At 58.8% G+C, this 19,117-nt stretch carries 16 protein-coding genes; 8 read left to right on the forward strand and 8 right to left on the reverse strand.

Going from position 1 to position 19,117, the window contains the following annotated elements; all coding sequences use genetic code 11:
* Positions 1 to 258 precede the first annotated feature (258 nt).
* Positions 259 to 1,662 (forward strand): multidrug transporter subunit MdtD, encoded by a 1,404-nt coding sequence (gene mdtD / locus QMM04_RS12830; RefSeq protein WP_058758230.1) that lies wholly within the window; start codon positions 259 to 261, stop codon positions 1,660 to 1,662.
* Here mdtD and rbsR read toward each other — a convergent pair.
* The 7 genes from rbsR to QMM04_RS12865 all read right to left on the reverse strand — a co-directional run bounded on the left by rbsR (position 1,659) and on the right by QMM04_RS12865 (position 8,024).
* Positions 1,659 to 2,642: a ribose operon transcriptional repressor RbsR gene (gene rbsR, locus QMM04_RS12835; protein WP_058781858.1), complete on the reverse strand. Its 984-nt coding sequence runs from the start codon at positions 2,640 to 2,642 to the stop codon at positions 1,659 to 1,661. The two genes, mdtD and rbsR, sit on opposite strands and share 4 nt — an antisense overlap.
* Before the next feature lie 13 nt (positions 2,643 to 2,655).
* Positions 2,656 to 3,585, reverse strand: a complete 930-nt coding sequence (rbsK, locus tag QMM04_RS12840) for a ribokinase (RefSeq protein WP_058770712.1) — start codon at positions 3,583 to 3,585, stop codon at positions 2,656 to 2,658.
* A 64-nt stretch (positions 3,586 to 3,649) separates the two neighbouring features.
* Positions 3,650 to 4,525, reverse strand: a complete 876-nt coding sequence (gene rbsB / locus QMM04_RS12845) for a ribose ABC transporter substrate-binding protein RbsB (protein ID WP_021508171.1) — start codon at positions 4,523 to 4,525, stop codon at positions 3,650 to 3,652.
* A 27-nt stretch (positions 4,526 to 4,552) separates the two neighbouring features.
* Positions 4,553 to 5,524, reverse strand: coding sequence for a ribose ABC transporter permease (gene rbsC / locus QMM04_RS12850; RefSeq protein WP_282996295.1), 972 nt, complete (start codon positions 5,522 to 5,524; stop codon positions 4,553 to 4,555).
* On the reverse strand, positions 5,521 to 7,029 hold the full coding sequence (rbsA, locus tag QMM04_RS12855; RefSeq protein ID WP_031279830.1) for a ribose ABC transporter ATP-binding protein RbsA: 1,509 nt from the start codon (positions 7,027 to 7,029) through the stop codon (positions 5,521 to 5,523). Before rbsA ends, rbsC begins: the two co-directional genes overlap by 4 nt.
* Positions 7,030 to 7,036: 7 nt before the next feature.
* The gene (rbsD, locus tag QMM04_RS12860; RefSeq protein WP_021313542.1) at positions 7,037 to 7,456 is read right to left on the reverse strand and encodes a D-ribose pyranase; all 420 of its coding nucleotides are present in this window, start codon (positions 7,454 to 7,456) and stop codon (positions 7,037 to 7,039) included.
* 172 nt (positions 7,457 to 7,628) lie between these two features.
* Positions 7,629 to 8,024, reverse strand: coding sequence for a NirD/YgiW/YdeI family stress tolerance protein (locus QMM04_RS12865; RefSeq protein ID WP_058758226.1), 396 nt, complete (start codon positions 8,022 to 8,024; stop codon positions 7,629 to 7,631).
* A gap of 170 nt (positions 8,025 to 8,194) precedes the next feature.
* Here QMM04_RS12865 and qseB point away from each other — a divergent pair, with 170 nt between their 5' ends.
* Positions 8,195 to 8,857, forward strand: coding sequence for a quorum sensing response regulator transcription factor QseB (qseB, locus tag QMM04_RS12870; protein ID WP_021508175.1), 663 nt, complete (start codon positions 8,195 to 8,197; stop codon positions 8,855 to 8,857).
* A complete protein-coding gene (qseC, locus tag QMM04_RS12875; protein WP_282996296.1) occupies positions 8,854 to 10,185 on the forward strand; it encodes a quorum sensing histidine kinase QseC in 1,332 nt (443 codons plus the stop codon). Before qseB ends, qseC begins: the two co-directional genes overlap by 4 nt.
* A gap of 11 nt (positions 10,186 to 10,196) precedes the next feature.
* Here qseC and kup read toward each other — a convergent pair whose 3' ends face one another.
* A complete protein-coding gene (kup, locus tag QMM04_RS12880) occupies positions 10,197 to 12,065 on the reverse strand; it encodes a low affinity potassium transporter Kup (RefSeq protein ID WP_021508177.1) in 1,869 nt (622 codons plus the stop codon).
* A 299-nt stretch (positions 12,066 to 12,364) separates the two neighbouring features.
* Between kup and ravA the strand changes: the two genes are divergently transcribed.
* From ravA to mioC, 5 genes are all read left to right on the forward strand, one after another.
* Positions 12,365 to 13,861 carry an ATPase RavA gene (ravA, locus tag QMM04_RS12885; protein ID WP_282996297.1) on the forward strand — a complete coding sequence of 499 codons (1,497 nt, stop codon included), beginning with the start codon at positions 12,365 to 12,367 and terminating at the stop codon, positions 13,859 to 13,861.
* Complete coding sequence (viaA, locus tag QMM04_RS12890; RefSeq protein WP_282996298.1) at positions 13,858 to 15,318, forward strand: ATPase RavA stimulator ViaA; 1,461 nt, start codon at positions 13,858 to 13,860, stop codon at positions 15,316 to 15,318. Before ravA ends, viaA begins: the two co-directional genes overlap by 4 nt.
* 71 nt (positions 15,319 to 15,389) lie before the next feature.
* A complete protein-coding gene (gene ovoA, locus QMM04_RS12895) occupies positions 15,390 to 17,528 on the forward strand; it encodes a 5-histidylcysteine sulfoxide synthase (RefSeq protein WP_282996299.1) in 2,139 nt (712 codons plus the stop codon).
* Positions 17,529 to 17,633: 105 nt separating this feature from the next.
* A complete protein-coding gene (asnC, locus tag QMM04_RS12900; protein WP_007893613.1) occupies positions 17,634 to 18,095 on the forward strand; it encodes a transcriptional regulator AsnC in 462 nt (153 codons plus the stop codon).
* 154 nt (positions 18,096 to 18,249) lie between these two features.
* The gene (gene mioC / locus QMM04_RS12905; RefSeq protein WP_021508182.1) at positions 18,250 to 18,690 is read left to right on the forward strand and encodes an FMN-binding protein MioC; all 441 of its coding nucleotides are present in this window, start codon (positions 18,250 to 18,252) and stop codon (positions 18,688 to 18,690) included.
* The last annotated feature ends 427 nt before the right edge of the window (positions 18,691 to 19,117 follow it).

Consider the following 19,117-nt stretch of genomic DNA (forward strand, 5'->3'; position numbering starts at 1 on the left):
GCCGTCTGCGTTGCCGCTTTGCCGTCTCAGTGGTGGCGCATTATAGGGAGTTAATCTGAAGTGACAAGCATTTCCTGAAAAAAATTGACTGAAAGCTACTTTTTTATACGAACGCGGTAAAAACAGACATTTCCCGGCGAATAATCAGGCAAATCAGCTCTCACAGCGGCACAAATCAGCGCCATCGTCGCAGCGACCGATGCTATCCTGTTTAACTTACGCTTTTTGCTGACCGATTTTCTTCAAGAAGGATTTTCAATGATTCGCTCCGCGCGCAGTATGGCCGGCCTGCCCTGGATCGCCGCCATGGCGTTTTTTATGCAGGCTCTCGACGCCACCATCCTGAATACCGCGCTTCCCGCCATTGCCACCAGCCTTGAACGTTCCCCACTCGCCATGCAGTCCGCTGTCATCAGTTATACGCTCACGGTCGCGATGTTGATTCCGGTCAGCGGCTGGCTGGCCGATCGCTTTGGCACGCGTAAGGTGTTTATCGTGGCGGTTTCCCTGTTCACGCTTGGCTCACTGGCCTGTGCGCTGTCCGGATCGCTGAGCATGCTGGTGGTTTCGCGCGTGGTGCAAGGCGTTGGTGGAGCAATGATGATGCCGGTAGCGCGTCTGGCGCTGCTGCGCGCCTATCCGCGCAGCGAACTGCTGCCGGTGCTCAACTTTGTCACCATGCCCGGCCTGGTCGGACCGATTCTTGGCCCTATGCTCGGCGGTCTGCTGGTCACCTACGCCAGCTGGCACTGGATCTTCCTGATTAATATTCCTATCGGCATCGCCGGCATCTTCTATGCACGCAAATATATGCCAGACTTCACCACGCCAAAACGCCGCTTCGATTTCGGCGGCTTTATGCTGTTTGGTTTTGGCCTGGTGCTGATCTCCATCGGCATCGAGCTGTTTGGCGAGCGTATCGTATCGCCGTGGCAGGCGGTGCTGGTGCTGGTCAGCGGCGTGGTATTGCTGCTGCTCTATATTATGCATGCACGCCGCCATCCGGCTCCGCTGATTAGTCTGCCGATGTTTAAGACACGCACGTTCTCCGTCGGGATTATCGGTAATATTGCCGCGCGTCTCGGTACCGGCTGTATTCCGTTCCTGATGCCGCTGATGTTACAGGTAGGATTTGGCTATCCGGCGATCATCGCCGGCTGCATGATGGGGCCCACGGCGATTGGCTCGCTGCTGGCTAAATCCACCGTGACTCAGGTGCTGCGCCGCTTTGGCTATCGTAAAACGCTGGTGGGCATTACGGTTATCATCGGCGTGCTGGTCGCCAGCTTCGCGCTGCAGTCGCCGGACGGAAGCATCATCATGCTGCTGGTGGCGCTGTTTGTACTGGGCATGGCGATGTCGACCCAGTTTACCGCCATGAATACCATCACACTGGCGGATTTGAATGATGAGAACGCCAGCGGCGGCAATAGCGTGCTGGCGGTAACGCAGCAGGTGTCGATCAGTTTTGGCGTGGCGGTCAGCGCCGCCGTGCTGCGCTTTTATCAGGATTTTGAGAGCACCACGGTGCAGCAGTTCCACGCCACCTTCTTTACCATGGGCGTGATTACCGTGTTGTCGGCGCTGGCGTTTCTGATGTTACGGCCGGGGGATGGCCGTAACCTGATCGCCAACCGCGAGAAAACGCGTAAAGGCAGTTAAACCGAACCGCGCTCCACCAGCTCCGGCGTCAGCACCAGCGTTTGCTGGCTGGCGTCGGGATCGCTCATACGATGAATCAGCGTATCAATGGCCAGCTCGCCCAGCTCATCTTTCGGCTGATGAATGGTACTGAGCGGCGGCGTCAGATAGCGCGCCAGCTCAATGTTGTCATAGCCCATCACCGCCATATCCTGCGGCACGCGCAGTCCCGCCTGATACAGGGCGTGATAGACGCCCACCGCCATCGCATCGTTGCTGGTAAACACCGCCTGCGGTGGCGGATCGAGCACCAGCAGCTGATTCATGGCGTTGAAACCGCCCTGAAATTCGAAATCGCCGTCCACCACATAGCCCGGCGGCACCGCCAGCCCACTGGCAGCCATCGCCTGATGAAAACCGTCCAGACGCAGGCGCGCCGGGGTTTTATCCAGCGGCCCGGCAATACAGGCGATGCGGGTGTAACCGCGGTCAATCAGATACTGCGTGGCCAGTTCGCCGCCCAGCAACGCGTTATCCTGAATAATATCGCCGCGCCCTTCAAACGGCGCCCAGTCCATCATCACCATCGGCACCGAAGGATAGCGATTAAGGATGTCGGCGGAGGGCAGATGGGTTTCCGTGCACATCATCAGCAGGCCATCAACGCGCTTCTGCATCAGCGTTTCAAGGCTGCGATTCATGCGCTCTTCATCGCCTTCGGTATTGCACAGAATCAAGCTGTAGCCGCGTTCATAGCAGCTGTTCTCTACACCGCGCACCACTTCCGAGTAGAACGGGTTGCTGCTGGCGGTCAGTAACATGCCAATGGTGCGCGTTTGCTTGATCTTCAGGCTGCGCGCCAGCGCCGACGGCGCGTAGTTTAATTCGCGAATCGCCTGTTCCACTCTGTCGCGCACCTGCTCGCTAACAAAACGGTTGTTGTTGATAACGTGCGAAACGGTGGAGGTGGAGACGCCCGCCAGACGGGCGACATCTTTCATGGTAGCCAAGCGCTTAACCCTGTTGCTGCAGGAATGCGTCAATCTCAGTGCGCCATGGCACTGAGGGCTGTGCGCCCGGGCGCGTCACGGCAATGGCTGCCGCCGCATGGGCAAAACGGACCGCATCCTGCATCGCCACGCCTTCCAGCCGCGCGGTAATGAAGGCCCCGTTGAAGGTATCACCGGCAGCGATGGTATCCACCGCCTGCACGCTGAAACCAGGAATACGCTGTCCCTGGCCCTGCTCGCTGAGCCATACGCCGCGCCGGCCCAGCGTAATCAGTACGGTATCGATGCCTTTGGCGTGCAGCGCCTGGGCTGCCCGCGCCGCGTCGTCGTCGTCATTGACGGCGATGCCGGTGAGGATTTCCGCTTCGGTCTCATTCGGCGTAATAATGTCGATCAGCGCCAGCAGCTCATCAGAGAGCTGGGTCGCCGGCGCCGGATTAAGGATCACCTGAGTGTGACTGGCGCGCGCGATGCGGGCAGCGGCCAGCACGCTGTCCAGCGGCGACTCCAGCTGCATCAGCAGCGCATCGGCCGAACGAATTACCTGCTGGTGGCGCTCCACACAGGCTGGCGTCAGCGCCGCGTTCGCGCCTGAGTAGATGCCAATGTTATTTTCGCCTTCGCCATTCACGAAGATCATCGCCACGCCGGTGGCTTCCTGCGCCACGGTTTCCACCGGAGCGGTATCAATCTGGTCCTGCTGCAGCTGCTGGCGAATACGTTCGCCGATGTCATCTGCACCCACGCAGGCAATAAAAGCAATGTCAGCGCCGGCACGGCCAGCCGCGACGGCCTGGTTGGCCCCTTTACCGCCAAAGGCAACCTGATACTGTTTCCCGATCACCGTTTCACCCGGACGGGGAAAATGGGCGAGGTTGAGGATGTGGTCGGCGTTGATGCTGCCGAGTACCGCCAGTTTTGCGCTTTTGCTCATAGGGAGTTATCCAGGAAGTTGCGCCACCGCGAGGGTGGCGCGTTGCCATGCTTTTCTTTGGGTTTTATTTAGTAACCAGTTTCAGGTCAACCGGGTTGATCGCCTGCACTTTTTCGCCCTTCAGAACTTTATCTGCGGTATCGACGCCAATCATACCAATCTTGTCTGGCATCTGTGCAACGGTCGCGCTGAGTTTACCGGATTCTACCGCCTTCACGCCGTCCGCGGTGCCGTCAAAGCCCACCACCAGCACGTCGGTTTTGCCTGCGGTCTGCAGCGCACGCAGCGCGCCCAGCGCCATTTCGTCGTTCTGGGCAAAAACTGCCTGCACGTCCGGATGCGCCTGCAGCAGGTTCTGCATCACGTTCAGACCTTTAGTACGGTCGAAGTCGGCCGGCTGGCTGGCCAGCACGTTGAATTTGTGTGCATCAGCGGCCTGCTTAAAGCCTTCACCACGCTCGCGGGCAGCGGAGGTGCCGGCAATGCCCTGCAGCTCGATGATTTTCGCACCGTCGCCCAGTTTCTTCGCGATGAAATCGCCGGCCATTTTGCCGCCGAAGCGGTTATCAGACGCCACATGGCTGACAACTTTCCCCTGCGCCGCCATACGGTCCAGCGTAATCACCGGGATGTTTGCCTGATTAGCCATTTTCACGGCGTTCCCGACCGCGTCAGAATCCGTTGGGTTAATCAGCAGTAGTTTGGTGCCACGCACAGTCAGATCCTGCACGTTTGCCAGCTCTTTTGCCGGGTTGTTCTGTGAGTCGAGCACCACCAGGTTATAGCCCAGCTTATCGGCTTCTTTCTGTGCGCCATCTTTCAGCGACACAAAGAACGGGTTATTCAGCGTTGAGACTACCAGCGCAATCGTATCCTTAGCCATCGCGCCAGCACTGAGGGTGGCGCCAAGGATGACGGCCAATGCAGTTAACTTTTTCATTTATATAATCCTGTGTGAAGGTCAGAGTTACTTACTGCTTTTGTTATCCACCAGCACCGCCAGCAGAATGACGACGGCTTTGACAATCATCTGGTAGTAAGACGATACGCCCATCAGGTTGAGGCCGTTATTGAGGAAGCCGAGAATCAGCGCACCGATCAGCGTGCCCATAATGCGCCCTTTACCGCCCGCGAGGCTGGTCCCGCCCAGCACCACCGCAGCAATCGCATCCAGTTCATAACCGGTGCCCGCCGTCGGCTGCGCGGAAGAGAGACGCGCCACTTCGATGGTGCCCGCCAGTGCCGCCAGCAGGCCGCACAGCGAATAGACGATGACTTTAACGCGGTTAACGTTGATGCCGGACAGGCGCGTGGCCGCTTCGTTACCGCCCAGCGCATAGATATAGCGGCCGAGGCGGGTGTGATGCAGCATGTACCACGCCAGCGCGAACACCACCGCCATCAGCCATACCGGTGTTGGGATCCCCAGCGGACGCCCAATCCCGAACCAGCCAAAGACATCAGCGTTATCACTGAAGCCGGTGTTAATCGGGCTGCCGTTGGTGTACACCATGGTGACACCGCGCAGCAGCAGCATCATGACTAAGGTGGCGATAAAAGCCTGCACCTTGCCACGCGCGACAATCACGCCGGTAATACCGCCAATCGCCGCACCCAATGCCAGTGAAGCGGCGACCGCCACCAGCGCATTCACTTCCAGACCCACAATCGAGGCTGCGACCGCTCCGGTCAGCGCCAGCAGCGACCCCACGGACAGATCGATACCCGAGGTCAAAATCACCAGCGTCATGCCAACCGCCATAATGGCGTTGACCGACGTCTGCTGCAGGATGTTGAACATATTGGCGACGGTGAAGAAGTTTGGACTTTGACTCGCCACCACGGCAATCAGCACGATCAGCGCAATCAGCGATTTCTGCTCCAGCAGCCAGGCTTTGCTGAACCAGCGACGGCTGGCGGGTAAGGTTTGGGTGCTCATACAACTAATTCCTCGCTGTGTTGCTTACCGACTGCCGCCGCCATCAGGGATTCCTGGGTAGCCTGCTCACGGGAAAATTCGCCACTCAGATGGCCTTCATGCATCACCAGAATGCGGTCGCTCATGCCCAGCACTTCCGGCATTTCCGACGACACCAGGATGATGCTCAGCCCTTCGGCTTTAAACTGGTTAATTAACTGATAGATCTCTTTTTTCGCCCCGACATCGACGCCGCGCGTCGGCTCGTCGAGGATCAGCACATCCGGGCGCGTCATCAGGCCACGCGCAATCGCCACTTTTTGCTGATTACCGCCGGACAGCAGACCGATCGGCTGCATCATTGACGGCGTTTTCACATTGAACAGGCGAATAAAATCGCCCACCGCCAGCTGCTCTTCGGCGTGCTTCAGGCCGCCATCGGCGCGGCTGAAGTAGCGCAGCGCGGTCAGCGACATGTTCTCTTTGACCGACATCCCGAGCACCAGTCCGTCACGCTTACGGTCTTCCGAGATATAGACGATGCCGTTGGCCAGGCCGTCCTGCGGCGAGCGGGTGACAATCTCGCGGCCGTTAAGCGTCACTTTGCCGTGCGTACGCGGCAGCGCGCCGTACAGCACCTTCATTAATTCGGTGCGGCCCGCACCCATCAGACCGGAGATGCCCAGAATCTCGCCCTTACGCAGGGTAAAGCTGACATCTTCTACGCCCGGCCCGCTAACGTGCTCGACCCGCAGCCGCACCTCGCCCGGTGTCTGATCGAGATGCGGATACTGATCCTCAAGCTTGCGGCCAACCATCATTTCGATCAGGCTCTCTTCGCTGAGATCGCCCACCGCGCGCTCGGCAATAAACTGGCCGTCGCGGAACACGGTGACGTCATCGCAAATCTCAAAGATCTCTTTCATGCGGTGGGAGATATAAACAATGCCGCAGCCCTGCGCTTTCAGCTCATTGATGACGCGGAACAGCGACAGGGTTTCGGTATCGGTCAGCGCATCGGTCGGTTCATCCATAATGATGACCTGCGACTCGAAGCTGAGCACTTTGGCGATCTCCACCATTTGCTGGTCGCCAATCGACAGATCGCCCACCAGCTTGTGGCTGCTGAAGCGCAGATTGAGGCGCTTTAACAGCGCATCCGCCGCGGCATACATCTGTTTCCAGTCGATGCGGCCAAAGCGGTTAACGAATTCACGGCCGAGGAAAATATTTTCCGCAACGGTCAGCTGCGGGATCAGGTTCAGCTCCTGATGGATGATGCCGATGCCGGCTTCCTGAGACGCTTTCGGCCCGGAGAACGTCACTTCTTTTCCCAGCCAGTGCAGCGAACCGGCGTCCATACTGTAGATGCCGGTCAGCACCTTCATCATGGTGGATTTGCCCGCGCCGTTCTCTCCCACTAACGCCATCACGCGCCCGGGATAGACCGCCAGCGACGCGCCGTTGAGCGCCTTCACGCCGGGAAATGATTTTTCAATTCCCCTGAGTTGCAATAACGGTTGCATAGCGGCCTCAGAAAGTGACGCCCGCGCTCAGGATGACATTCGCATACGGAGAGCACTCTCCGCTGCGAATGACCGCCTGACTGCGCTGAGTGTGTTGTTTGAACTGTTCATGGCTGGTGTAACGAACGCTAATCACATTCCCCTGGTGCTGTTGCAAGGCTTCGAGCACGGCGATCAGCTGGCTGTGGAGTTGCGGATTGTGTTGTTGGATCTCCTCCGCTATCAGGGCGCTCTCAACCTGCATCTCCTGCGTGATGACCTCCACAACTTGTAAAAAATCGGGCGTACCGGGCGTCAGCGCCAGATCGATGCGCTGTGGACCGGCCGGGATCGGCAAGCCCGCATCGGCAATCGTCAGCGTATCGGTATGCCCGAGGCGGGCAATCACATGAGAGACTTCAGCGTTTAACAGGCGACCTTTTTTCATTTATTCCACTCCACAGCGAAACGTTTCGCTGTCTGGCAGTGTATTAAATGTACATGGCAACTCAATGACGGCATCACGGAAATGTGATCGCCATCGAAACGTTTCGCCTGGGCCGGGGAAAATTTGAGTTTGGCGGGATGGCGGAGCCCGCGACGTGGCTCCGCAGGGGAGGTTAGGGCAGTTTACGCACCTGTTTAACGTCCAGTTCAATCGAATTGAAATCCTTATCCAGTTCGCCGGTCAGCTCGACCTGATCCTTCGGCGTAATGGTCTGGCCGTTCCAGCGTTTGTGGTCGATCTCCACTTTCATGCTGCCGCTGCTGTCGCGGAACAGATAATCTTCATCGCCGATCTGCTTATCAAGCTGGCCGCGCACGGTGATCCAGCTGTCATCCTTCATCTCTTCGGCCTGTTTTACCGTCACCACACTGCTGTTATCGGCCTTAAAACCGCCGGCTTTAGCCTGAGCGGCTGGCGCGTTGGGGTCGACAAAGCCACCCTGCTGGGCGGCTAACACCGGGGTTGCCGCCAGGGCGATAATGGCGAACAGCGCTGCACTCTTTTTCATTTTTCACCTCATTTCGATGTCTGTGCGGATTACGGGAGCTATTTCACCACAGGGTTCTTAACAGGATCTTAAGGGAAAAAAAGAGGGAAAAAATAAGCCAAAACAGGCGAATGACGCTGTACAAGCGCGCATCTGCTTCGTATAAACCCCCAGATAACCGGGAGAAACGCATGCGCATTTTATTAATTGAAGACGATACGCTGATTGGCGATGGCCTGAAGGTCGGCCTGACCAAACTGGGTTTCAGCGTCGACTGGTTTGTCAGCGGCGAAGCCGGATTTCAGGCGCTCAACGCGGCGCCATGGGATGCCGTGGTGCTGGATCTGTCGCTGCCGCAACGTGACGGGCTGGACATCCTGCGCCAGTGGCGTGAGCAGGGCGCGGATGTCCCGGTGCTGATCCTCACCGCACGCGATGCGCTGGACCAGCGTGTGCAGGGCCTGCAGCTTGGTGCCGACGACTATCTGTGTAAGCCGTTTGCGCTGACGGAGGTGGCCGCGCGTCTGCAGGCGCTGATTCGTCGCCGTCACGGTCAGCTGCAGCCGGAGCTGCGTCACGGCAGGCTGGTGATGGCTCCCGGCAGCCACAGCGTGATGGTCGATGGCGAACCGCTCAGCCTGAAAAGCCGTGAGCTGGCGCTGCTGGAGCTGTTCCTGCGCAATCCCGGTCGCGTACTGACGCGCGCACAGCTGGAGGAGAAACTGTACAGCTGGGACGACGACGTTTCCAGTAACGCGGTCGAAGTGCACATCCACCATCTGCGTAAAAAGCTCGGCAGTCAGTTCATCCGCACCGTACACGGCATTGGCTACACGCTGGGAGCGGCAGAATGAGTCTGTTTCTGCGACTGGCCATCGGCTTTCTGCTGTTAATTATTCTGTGTGGTGCCAGCGCCACCTTTAGCGCATGGCAGCAGACGCGCGACACCGTTAATGAGCTGTTTGATACCCAGCAGATGCTGTTCGCCAAACGCCTGCTGGCGCTGGATGCCAGTCGCCTGCAGGCCGCCTCGCTGCCAAAAACCAAAGCGATTTTGCGCCACCATCGCGGCGATCAGGATGACGACGCGCTGGCCTTTGCGGTGTTCAGCGCCGACGGCAAACCGCTGCTGAACGACGGCGAAAACGGCCGCGATTTGCCGTTTACCGCGGATCGCGACGGCTTCCACGATGGTCGCCTGCGTGGCGATGACGATCGCTGGCGGCTGCTGTGGCTGACCTCAGCCGATAAGCAGTGGCGCGTGGTGGTCGGACAGGAGTGGGAATATCGCGATGATATGACACGCGATCTGGCACTGAGCAGCCTGCTGCCGTGGCTGGTGGCCATGCCGCTGATGCTGCTGTTGCTGCTGGCGCTGGTGTGGTTTGAGCTGCGTCCGCTGAAACGCCTGACTGCATCGCTGCAGCAGCGCGCGCCGGATGATGCCACCCCACTGACGCCGCAGCGCCTGCCGCTGGAGGTGAAGCCGCTGGTGGCGGCGCTTAATGGCCTGTTTGCCCGCATGGCACAGCTGGTCCAGCGCGAGCGACGGTTTACCTCCGATGCGGCGCACGAGCTGCGCAGCCCGCTGGCGGCGCTGCGCGTGCAGAGTGAGGTGATTCAGCTGGCCGGCGATGACGAGGCGATGCGTAACCATGCGCTGCAGCAGCTCGACAGCGGCATCCTGCGCGCCACGCGGCTGGTCGATCAGCTGCTGACGCTGTCGCGCGTCGAAGCAGACGATCTGCGCAGCGAATTTCAGCCAGTCCCCCTCGCGCCGTTGCTGCACCAGTTGGTCACCGAACAACAGGCACAGGCGGCAGCGCAGCACACCAGGCTGACGCTGACGGCTGACGCGGAACCGGTGATGAACGGTCATCCACTGCTGCTGGGTTTACTGCTGCGCAATCTACTGGATAACGCGCTGCGCTACACGCCGTCCGGCAGTGAGATTCAGCTGCGGCTTAGCGCGCGCAGGCTGGAGGTGGTGGATAACGGACCGGGCGTCAGCGCCGATCAACTGACGCGGCTGGGCGAACGCTTCTGGCGACCGCCGGGGCAGGCGCAAACCGGCAGCGGGCTTGGCTTGTCGATTGTGAAAAATGTGGCTCAGCTGCACGGCATCCGGCTAACCTTCAGCGCGGTGCAGCCGCAGGGGCTGCGCGTCACCCTCAGTTGGTGACGCGCGATGCGTCAGATTTCGACCTGAGTACCGAGCTCGATTACCCGGTTCGGCGGAATTTCAAACTGATCCGGCGCGCGCAGGGCGTTGCGCTGCAGCGCAAGGAATAGCTTGCCGCGCAGACGCAGATACCACGGGCGTTTGCCGATGATCAGCGACTCGTGTGACATAAAGAACGAGGTTTCCATCATGCGGCAGTTGAGCCCTTCGAGGCCGCAGCGGTGGAAAATCTCCTCGACGTTCGGCGTTTCGCGCCAGCCGTAGCTTGCCACCACGCGCCAGAAGGTGGGCGACAGCTGCTCAATGGTCACGCGACGCACATTGTGCACATAAGGCGCATCTTCGGTACGCAGCGTCAGCAGCACCACACGCTCGTGCAGCACCTTGTTGTGCTTCAGGTTATGCAGCATGGCAAAGGGGATGACATTGAGCGCCCGCGACATGTAGACCGCCGTGCCCGGCACGCGCACTGGCGGCGACTTCTCCAGCGAGGCGATCATCGCCTCCAGCGAATTGCCATGCTCATGCATACGACGCAGCAGGCGGAAGCGCTCGCTCTTCCACGTGGTCATCACGATAAACATCATCAGTGCCAGCGTCAGCGGCAGCCAGCCGCCGGAGAACACTTTGACCAGGTTAGCGGAGAACAGCGAAACGTCGATGCACAGCATCGCGATGAGAATCAGCACCACCAGGTAGCGATTCCAGTGCCAGTTCTGAATCGCCACCGTTGAACACAGAATGGCGGTCAGCACCATGGTACCGGTCACCGCAATCCCGTAGGCGGCCGCCAGATTGCTGGAGTGCTCAAAGCCGACGATTACAATCACCACAGAGAAATAGAGCAGCCAGTTGATCACCGGAATATAAATCTGGCCGGATTCCTCTTCGGACGTGTGCACGATGCGCATCGGCGGCAGATAGCCAAGACGCACCGCCTGGCGCGTCAGCGAGAATACGCCGGAGATCACCGCCTGCGAGGCGATCACCGTGGCCAGCGTCGCGAGAATCAGCATCGGAATCAGCGCCCAGTCCGGCGCCAGCAGGAAGAACGGGTTTTTGATGGCCTCCGGATGCTCCAGTAGCAGCGCACCCTGGCCGAAATAGTTGAGCACCAGCGACGGCAGCACCACCACAAACCATGCCAGGCGAATCGGAAACTTACCAAAGTGGCCCATATCGGCATACAGCGCTTCAACGCCGGTGATCGCCAGCACCACCGCGCCCAGCGCGAAGAACGATACCGTTTTGTACTGAATAAAGAAGTGCAGCGCCCAGTAAGGGTTCATGGCGTGCAGCACCTCAGGATTATTGATGATACTGCGCGCACCCAGCACCGCCAGAATGATGAACCACAGCAGCATCACCGGCGCAAACAGCTTACCGACAATGCCGGTGCCGTGTTTCTGAATCACAAACAGCAGCGTCAGTACCGCAATCGCCAGCGGCACAATGTAGCTATCAAGGCTCGGTGCGGCGATCTCCAGCCCTTCAATGGCCGAAAGCACGGATACCGCCGGCGTGATCACCACTTCCCCGTAGAAGAAGCTGCCGCCAATCAGCCCCATGATCACCAGAATCGCCGTGGCGCGCGCGCCGGTATTGCGGCCCGCCAGTGACATCAGCGTCAGAATCCCGCCTTCACCGGCGTTGTCGGCGCGCATCACATAACTAATGTATTTAAGCGAAACCACCAGAATCAGCAGCCAGAAGATCAGCGACAGAAAGCCAAACACCGCCTCGCGTTCCACGCCAAAGCCGAACTGACCAGAGAGACACTCGCGCAGGGTATAGAGCGGACTGGTACCGATATCGCCATACACCACGCCGATCGCCGCCAGAGTGACTGCGCCAAGGGACTGTTTCTTATCCGAGCTCATAAGTTGTCTTTTGTTGGAGCCGCGCAGGCCTCAGCCCGGCGCTCAGATCATCAAAAAGCGCACAGTATGCACATATTCCCGAAAAAACCTACTTTTACCGTCTGGCATTACGCCGTCTGTGCAGCGTTTTTTCGCCGAAAATCGGCGCGAAATGCGCTGAAAACCCGCGATTTGCCTCACCTCAACCTTCTGAAACAAAAAAGCTGACGGCTATCAACGCTTTCACGCATGATAAACAGTAGAGTATTGCGCTCGCCAGAATATGACGGCACCAGGATCAGAAGGACAATGATGTGATTATGGCTCAACCCCATCTTTTGGCAGAAAGAATTTCTCGCCTCAGCAATGCCCTGGAGAAAGGGCTGTATGAACGGCATCATGCCATTCGTCTCTGCCTGCTGGCAGCGCTGAGCGGCGAAAGCGTGTTTCTGCTCGGGCCACCGGGCATCGCCAAGAGCCTGATTGCCCGCCGCCTGAAATACGCCTTCCAGCACGCCCGTGCCTTTGAATACCTGATGACCCGATTTTCCACACCTGAAGAGGTGTTTGGCCCGCTGTCGATTCAGGCGCTGAAAGATGAAGGACGCTATCAGCGTCTGACCAAAGGCTATCTGCCGGATGCCGAAATTGTCTTTCTGGATGAGATCTGGAAAGCCGGTCCGGCGATTCTCAATACGCTGCTCACCGCCATCAACGAACGTCGCTTCCGCAACGGCGACAGCGAAGAGCCGATCCCGATGCGCCTGCTGGTCACCGCCTCCAACGAACTGCCGGAATCTGACAGCGGTCTGGAAGCGCTGTACGACCGTATGCTGATCCGGCTGTGGCTCGACAACGTACATGAAAAGCAGAACTTCCGCAGCATGCTGACCCACCAGCAGGATGAAAACGCCAACCCGGTGGCGGAATCGCTGTGCATCAGCGATGAAGAGTATCAGCAGTGGCAGAAAGGCATCAGCCAGGTCAGCCTGCCCGATCATGTGTTTGAACTGATCTATCAGCTGCGCCAGCAGCTGGAGAATCTGCCAGAGGCGCCGTATATCTCCGATCGCCGCTGGAAAAAAGCCATCCATCTGCTGCAGGCCAGCGCGTTTTACAGCGGCCGTGTGGCGATTGCCCCGCTTGATCTGATCCTGCTGAAAGATTGCCTGTGGCACGACGTGGCTTCCATGCAGCTGCTGGACCGTGAAATTGATGCGCTGATGACGCAGCACGCGTGGCAGCAGCAGGCGATGCTGCACACGCTGCAGCAGATCAAAGCGCGCCGGCTGGCGCTGCAACAGCAGCAGAGCGTGGCGCAGGCGCTGACGCTGGAAAAGCACAGCGGCATGTTCAGCCGCAAACCGCACTATGAATTACCGGCCTCGATCACGGACGAACAGCTGACCCTGATGCTGCAGCAGCCGCTGACGCTGCACGACATGCAGGTCACGCACGTGGTGGTGGCACGCGATGCGCTCAATCAGTGGCTGCTGAAGGCGGGCGAGATCCGCGGCAAGCTCAACGGCATTGGCTTTGGCCAGACGCTCGACCTGCTGGTGGATGCGCACCACTGTCTGACGCTGCGCGACGTCAGCCTGCAGTCCACGCGCCTGACGCTGCCGGGTGCCGCCAGCAGCAGCGACGTGCCGCAGGAAATCATTGAAGAGTACGACGCGCTGGAGGCCCAGCTGCGCGCGCAGCGCACGCTATTTAGCCAGCACCAGCGCTGCCTGTTTATCAGCGACGACTGGCTGGCACGCGTCGAAACCAGCCTGCAGGATGTGGCGGAACAGCTGAAACAGGCGAGAAAATGATCTCGCTGGAGACGCTCAGCACGCTGCTGTCGATTGGCGAAACCGAGCTGATCGAAGAGCTGATTGTGGCACTGCTGGCCTCGCCACAGCTGGCGCTGTTCTTTGAAAAATTTCCGCGCCTGAAACAGGCGATGATGGGCGAGCTGCCGCGCTGGCGCGCCGAGATTGCCGCCCAGATGAAAACCACGCCGGTGCCGGACGCGCTGGCACGCGAATTTCAGCTCTTCCAGCAGATGCAGCTGCTCAGCAGCCACGCCTTCAGTGAGCAACTGCCCGCCATCATGACGCAGCTGAAAGCGCTGCCGTCCCCGTTTATCGAAGAAGCCAGCAAACTGCTGCTGCATACCGACAGCGCCCAGCTGAGCAATGCGCAGCACACGCTGTTCCTGCAGCGCTGGCGTCTGAGCCTGACGCTGCAAACCCTGACGCTGAACGAAACCCTGCTGGAAGAGCAGCGGGAACGCCTGATGGCCGAGCTGCAGCAGCGCATGGCCATCAGCGGCCAGCTGGCGCCGATTCTGACCGATGACGACGAAGCCGCCGCCGGACGCCTGTGGGATCTGAGCAAGGCACCACTGCAGCATGGCGACTATGAGCTGATTGTGCAGTACGGCGATTTCCTCGCCCAGCAGCCGGAACTGATGAAACTGGCGCAGCAGCTGGGACGCAGCCGCGAAGCGAAATCGGTACCGTCCCAGGATGCGCCGCTGGAAGCGTTTCATCAGCTGGAGCGCGAGCCGGACAACGTGCCGGAAGAGGTCAGCGGCATCCATCAGAGCGATGACGTGCTGCGTTTATTGCCTCCGGAGCTGGCGGCGCTGAGCATCAGCGAACTGGAGCTGGAGTTTTATCGCCGGCTGGTGGAGAAACGCCTGCTGACCTACCGGTTACAGGGCGATGCCTGGCACGAGAAAGTGACGCTGCGCCCGGCCAGCCATCAGCAGCACGAAGCACAGCCGCGCGGCCCGTTCATCGTCTGCGTGGATACCTCTGGTTCGATGGGCGGTTTCAATGAACGCTGCGCCAAAGCGTTTTGTCTGGCGCTGCTGAAGGTGGCGCTGGCCGACAGGCGGCGCTGCTACATCATGCTGTTTGCTCACGAAGTGATTGGCTACGAGCTGACCGCGGATAACGGCATCGAGCAGGCAATCCGTTTTCTCAGCCAGCGTTTTCGCGGCGGCACCGATCTAGCCGCCTGCCTGTCTGCGGTGGTCACGCGTATGGAGGGCAGTCAGTGGCAGGAAGCCGATGCGGTGATCGTTTCCGATTTTATCGCCCAGCGCCTGCCGGACGACATCGTCAGCACCATTAAACAGCGCCAGCGTCACCATCAGCAACGCTTCCACGCCGTGGCGATGTCGGCGCACGGCAAGCCTGGCATTCTGCGCATTTTCGATCACATCTGGCGCTTCGATACCGGCCTGAAAAGCCGCCTGCTGCGCCGCTGGAAACGCTAATTCATCAGGCAGAAATGCTAATTTGCTATAGTGAATTACCCGCTGTGTTTAATCAGCTTACGGAGTTCACTGTGACAACCGCTCATCTTCACGATCAATTGCCTGCGCCCACCCGCACCGTTCGGCTTTCCGGCAGCAGCAGCGACGCCAAACGCGCCGAACTGCTGGCCTATTTCACCCAGACCTGGGAGCTGTACGAAAGCCTGTTCGACTGCCTCGCCGATGAGCGCGCGTACTTTAATAAAGCCATCACCCTGCGCCATCCGCTGATCTTTTACTTTGGCCATACCGCCACTTTCTACATTAATAAGCTGATGGCGGGCGGTTATCTGCAGCAGCGTATTGACGATCGCATCGAGGCGATGATGGCGATCGGCGTGGATGAGATGAGCTGGGACGATCTCGACGACAGCCATTACAGCTGGCCGGACGTGGCCGAGGTGCGCGACTACCGCGGTAAAGTGAAAACCGTGGTAAGTGAATTCATCCGCACCATGCCGCTGGAGCTGCCGATTGACTGGGACAGCCCGGCGTGGGTGATTCTGATGGGCATTGAGCATGAGCGTATTCACCTCGAAACCTCCAGCGTGCTGATCCGCCAGCTGCCGCTTGAGTGGGTTAAACCGCAGCCGCACTGGCCGGCGTGTCCGCAGGCGCGCCACGATCGTGCCTCGGTACCGGCCAATACATTGGTGGCGATGCCAGGCGGACGCGTCACGCAGGGTAAAACCGATGATACCTACGGCTGGGATAATGAATACGGCAGCCTTACAACTGAGCTGAAACCGTTCAAAGCCAGCAAAATGCTGGTGAGCAACGCCGAGTTCTTTCATTTTATTGCCGCCAACGGCTATAACGAACGCCGCTGGTGGGATGACGAAGGCTGGGGCTGGCGCGAGTTTGCCCAGCCGCAGATGCCGACTTTCTGGGTCGGCGACATCGCGCAACCTGACGATCTCCGGCTGCGCCTGATGACCGAAGAAGTGGCGATGCCGTGGGACTGGCCCGCCGAAGTGAATCAGCTGGAAGCCGCGGCATTCTGCCGCTGGCTGGCGGAAGAGAGCGGCAAAGCGATCCAGCTGCCGTGCGAAGCCGAGTGGATGCAGCTGCGCGAGCAGGTTGCCGGCGATCAGCCGGACTGGATCGACGCGCCGGGCAACATCAATCTTGCCCGCTGGGCCTCTTCCTGTCCGGTAGACCACTTTACCCAGGGTGATTTCTTCGACATTGTCGGCAACGTCTGGCAGTGGACCACCACGCCGACCAACGGCTTTGAAGGCTTCAGGGTACATCCGCTGTATGACGATTTCTCCACGCCCACCTTTGACGGCAAACATGCGCTGATCAAAGGCGGCAGCTGGATCTCCACCGGCAACGAAGCGCTGAAATCCTCACGCTACGCCTTCCGGCGCCACTTCTTCCAGCATGCCGGTTTCCGCTACGTGGTTTCCTCGCATCAGGAGAGCATGGCGCTGAATCCGTATGAAACCGACAGCATGGTGTCGCAGTACCTCGACTTCCAGTACGGCCCCGGCTATTACGGTGTGCCGAACTACGCGGCGGCGCTGGTCGATATCGTGCTGCCGCACTGCGCGCAGCGCGGCCACGCGCTGGATATCGGTTGCGCCACCGGCCGTGCCAGCTTTGAACTGGCGCGCCATTTTGCTGCGGTCACCGGCATGGATTACTCGGCGCGCTTTATCGACGTGGCGCTGCAGCTGACCTCGGGCGAGGATTTCCGTTACGTGGTGCCGGAAGAGGGAGAGCTGGTGGAGTATCGCCAGGTGCGGCTGAAAGAGTTTGGTTTCGATGAGACCCTGGCGCAGCGCATTCAGTTTGTGCAGGGCGATGCCTGTAACCTGAAACCGCAGCCCGATGGCTACGATCTGGTACTGGCCTCTAACCTGATCGATCGCCTGCGCCAGCCGAAGCGCTTCCTGCAGGACATCACGCCGATGATCCGCTCCGGCGGTTTGCTGGCCATCTCCTCACCTTACACCTGGCTGGAAGAGTTCACGCCGAAGGAGAACTGGCTGGGCGGTTTCCGTGAAAACGGTGAAGTGCTCACCACCTGGCAGGCGCTGCAACGACTGCTGCGCGATGCCTTTGAGGAGGTTGCGCCGCCGCAGGACGTGCCGTTTGTAATTCGCGAAACCGCGCGTAAGTTCCAGCACACACAGGCCCAGCTGACGCTGTGGCGTAAGCGCTAAAAAGCGTGCAGACAGCGGCAGCTCCGCTGTCTGCGCCTTGCCTGTCCCGCTAATTTGCTGCACATTCTCCCTGTTCAGAGAAGACGAACCTAATGAGGATGGATGATGGCGGAACACCTGCAACTGGATAATCTCGACCGCGGCATTTTAAATGCGCTGCTGCAAAACGCGCGCACCGCGTACGCCGAACTCGCCAAGCAGTTCAACGTCAGCCCCGGCACGATTCACGTGCGCGTCGAGAAAATGCGTCAGGCGGGGATTATTCTGGGTACGCGCGTGGAGATCGATCCACGGCAGCTCGGATTTGATGTCTGCTGTTTTATCGGCATCATTTTGAAAAGCGCGCGCGACTATCCGGCAGCGCTCAGCAAACTGGAAGCGCTGGATGAAGTGGTGGAAGCCTGGTATACCACCGGCCACTACAGCATTTTTATTAAAGTGATGTGCCGCTCCATTGATGCGTTGCAGCAGGTGCTGATCAACAAGATCCAGACCATTGATGAAATCCAGTCCACCGAGACGCTGATCTCGCTGCAAAACCCGATCATGCGTACCATCAAGCCGTGATCGGCTTCCCCGCTGTGCATAACCTTATCCCGGGCGGATCGCTTTTGTGATGCGCCTTGTCGCCTGATGCTATCGACGATTAACCCTGTTTTCCACAGGTGGATCACCGCTTGATCACAGCGTACAATGCTCGCCTTTAGTGCGGGAGAGCATCATGGCCGATATTACCTTAATCAGTGGCAGTACCCTTGGCAGCGCCGAATATGTCGCTGAACATCTGGAAGAGAAACTGCAGGAAGCAGGCTTTTCAACCGAACTGCTGCACGGACCCGAGCTGGATGAGGTGCCGCAGGAGGGCGTCTGGCTGATTGTCAGCTCAACGCACGGTGCCGGCGAACTGCCGGACAACCTGCTGCCGTTTTATGAAGCGCTGCAGGAGAGCCAGCCGGATCTGTCAGGCGTACGCTTTGGCGCAGTGGGTATCGGTAATCATGAATACGATCTGTTCTGCGGTGCGATCAAGCTGCTGGAGACGACGTTAACGCAGCTGGGCGCCAAACGTATTGGCGATCGGCTGGAGATCGACGTGCTGGAACATGAGATTCCGGAAGATCCGGCGGAAGTGTGGGTCGCCAGCTGGCACCCGCAGATTTAAGACGATCTTTGCTGGTCGGGGATCGGGTATTTGTGTCGATCCCCAGTTGATTCCGCTGTTTTATCGCTTTTTACCTGCGTCGCCCTGTGGATAAGATCCGTTATTTCATGCGTATAACCAGTAGTTATCCAAAGAACAACCGCTGATGCTTTTTTACGCTGTGCATAAGTAGCAAAGTTGATCTCAGCTTATACGGATCAGGATCACCGATCATTCACAGTAAACGATCCTCGCTAATCCCCTGTTGCCACGACGCTTTTCCGGGTTATCAACAGCCAGGGGCGATCCTAATAACAGATCTAACAGAGAGATCATATAAAAGACTTAAGATCCTTTCTTTTAAACCGCAGGATCCCGCGACTTTCGTCCTGAACAGAATTTCAGTAGAATCCACCGCCCAGGGCAACGATCCCTGTCCGAACACTAA

Origin of the sequence: Pantoea sp. Pa-EAmG (assembly GCF_030024295.1) — a bacterium.
GTDB classification, from domain to species: domain Bacteria; phylum Pseudomonadota; class Gammaproteobacteria; order Enterobacterales; family Enterobacteriaceae; genus Pantoea; species Pantoea dispersa.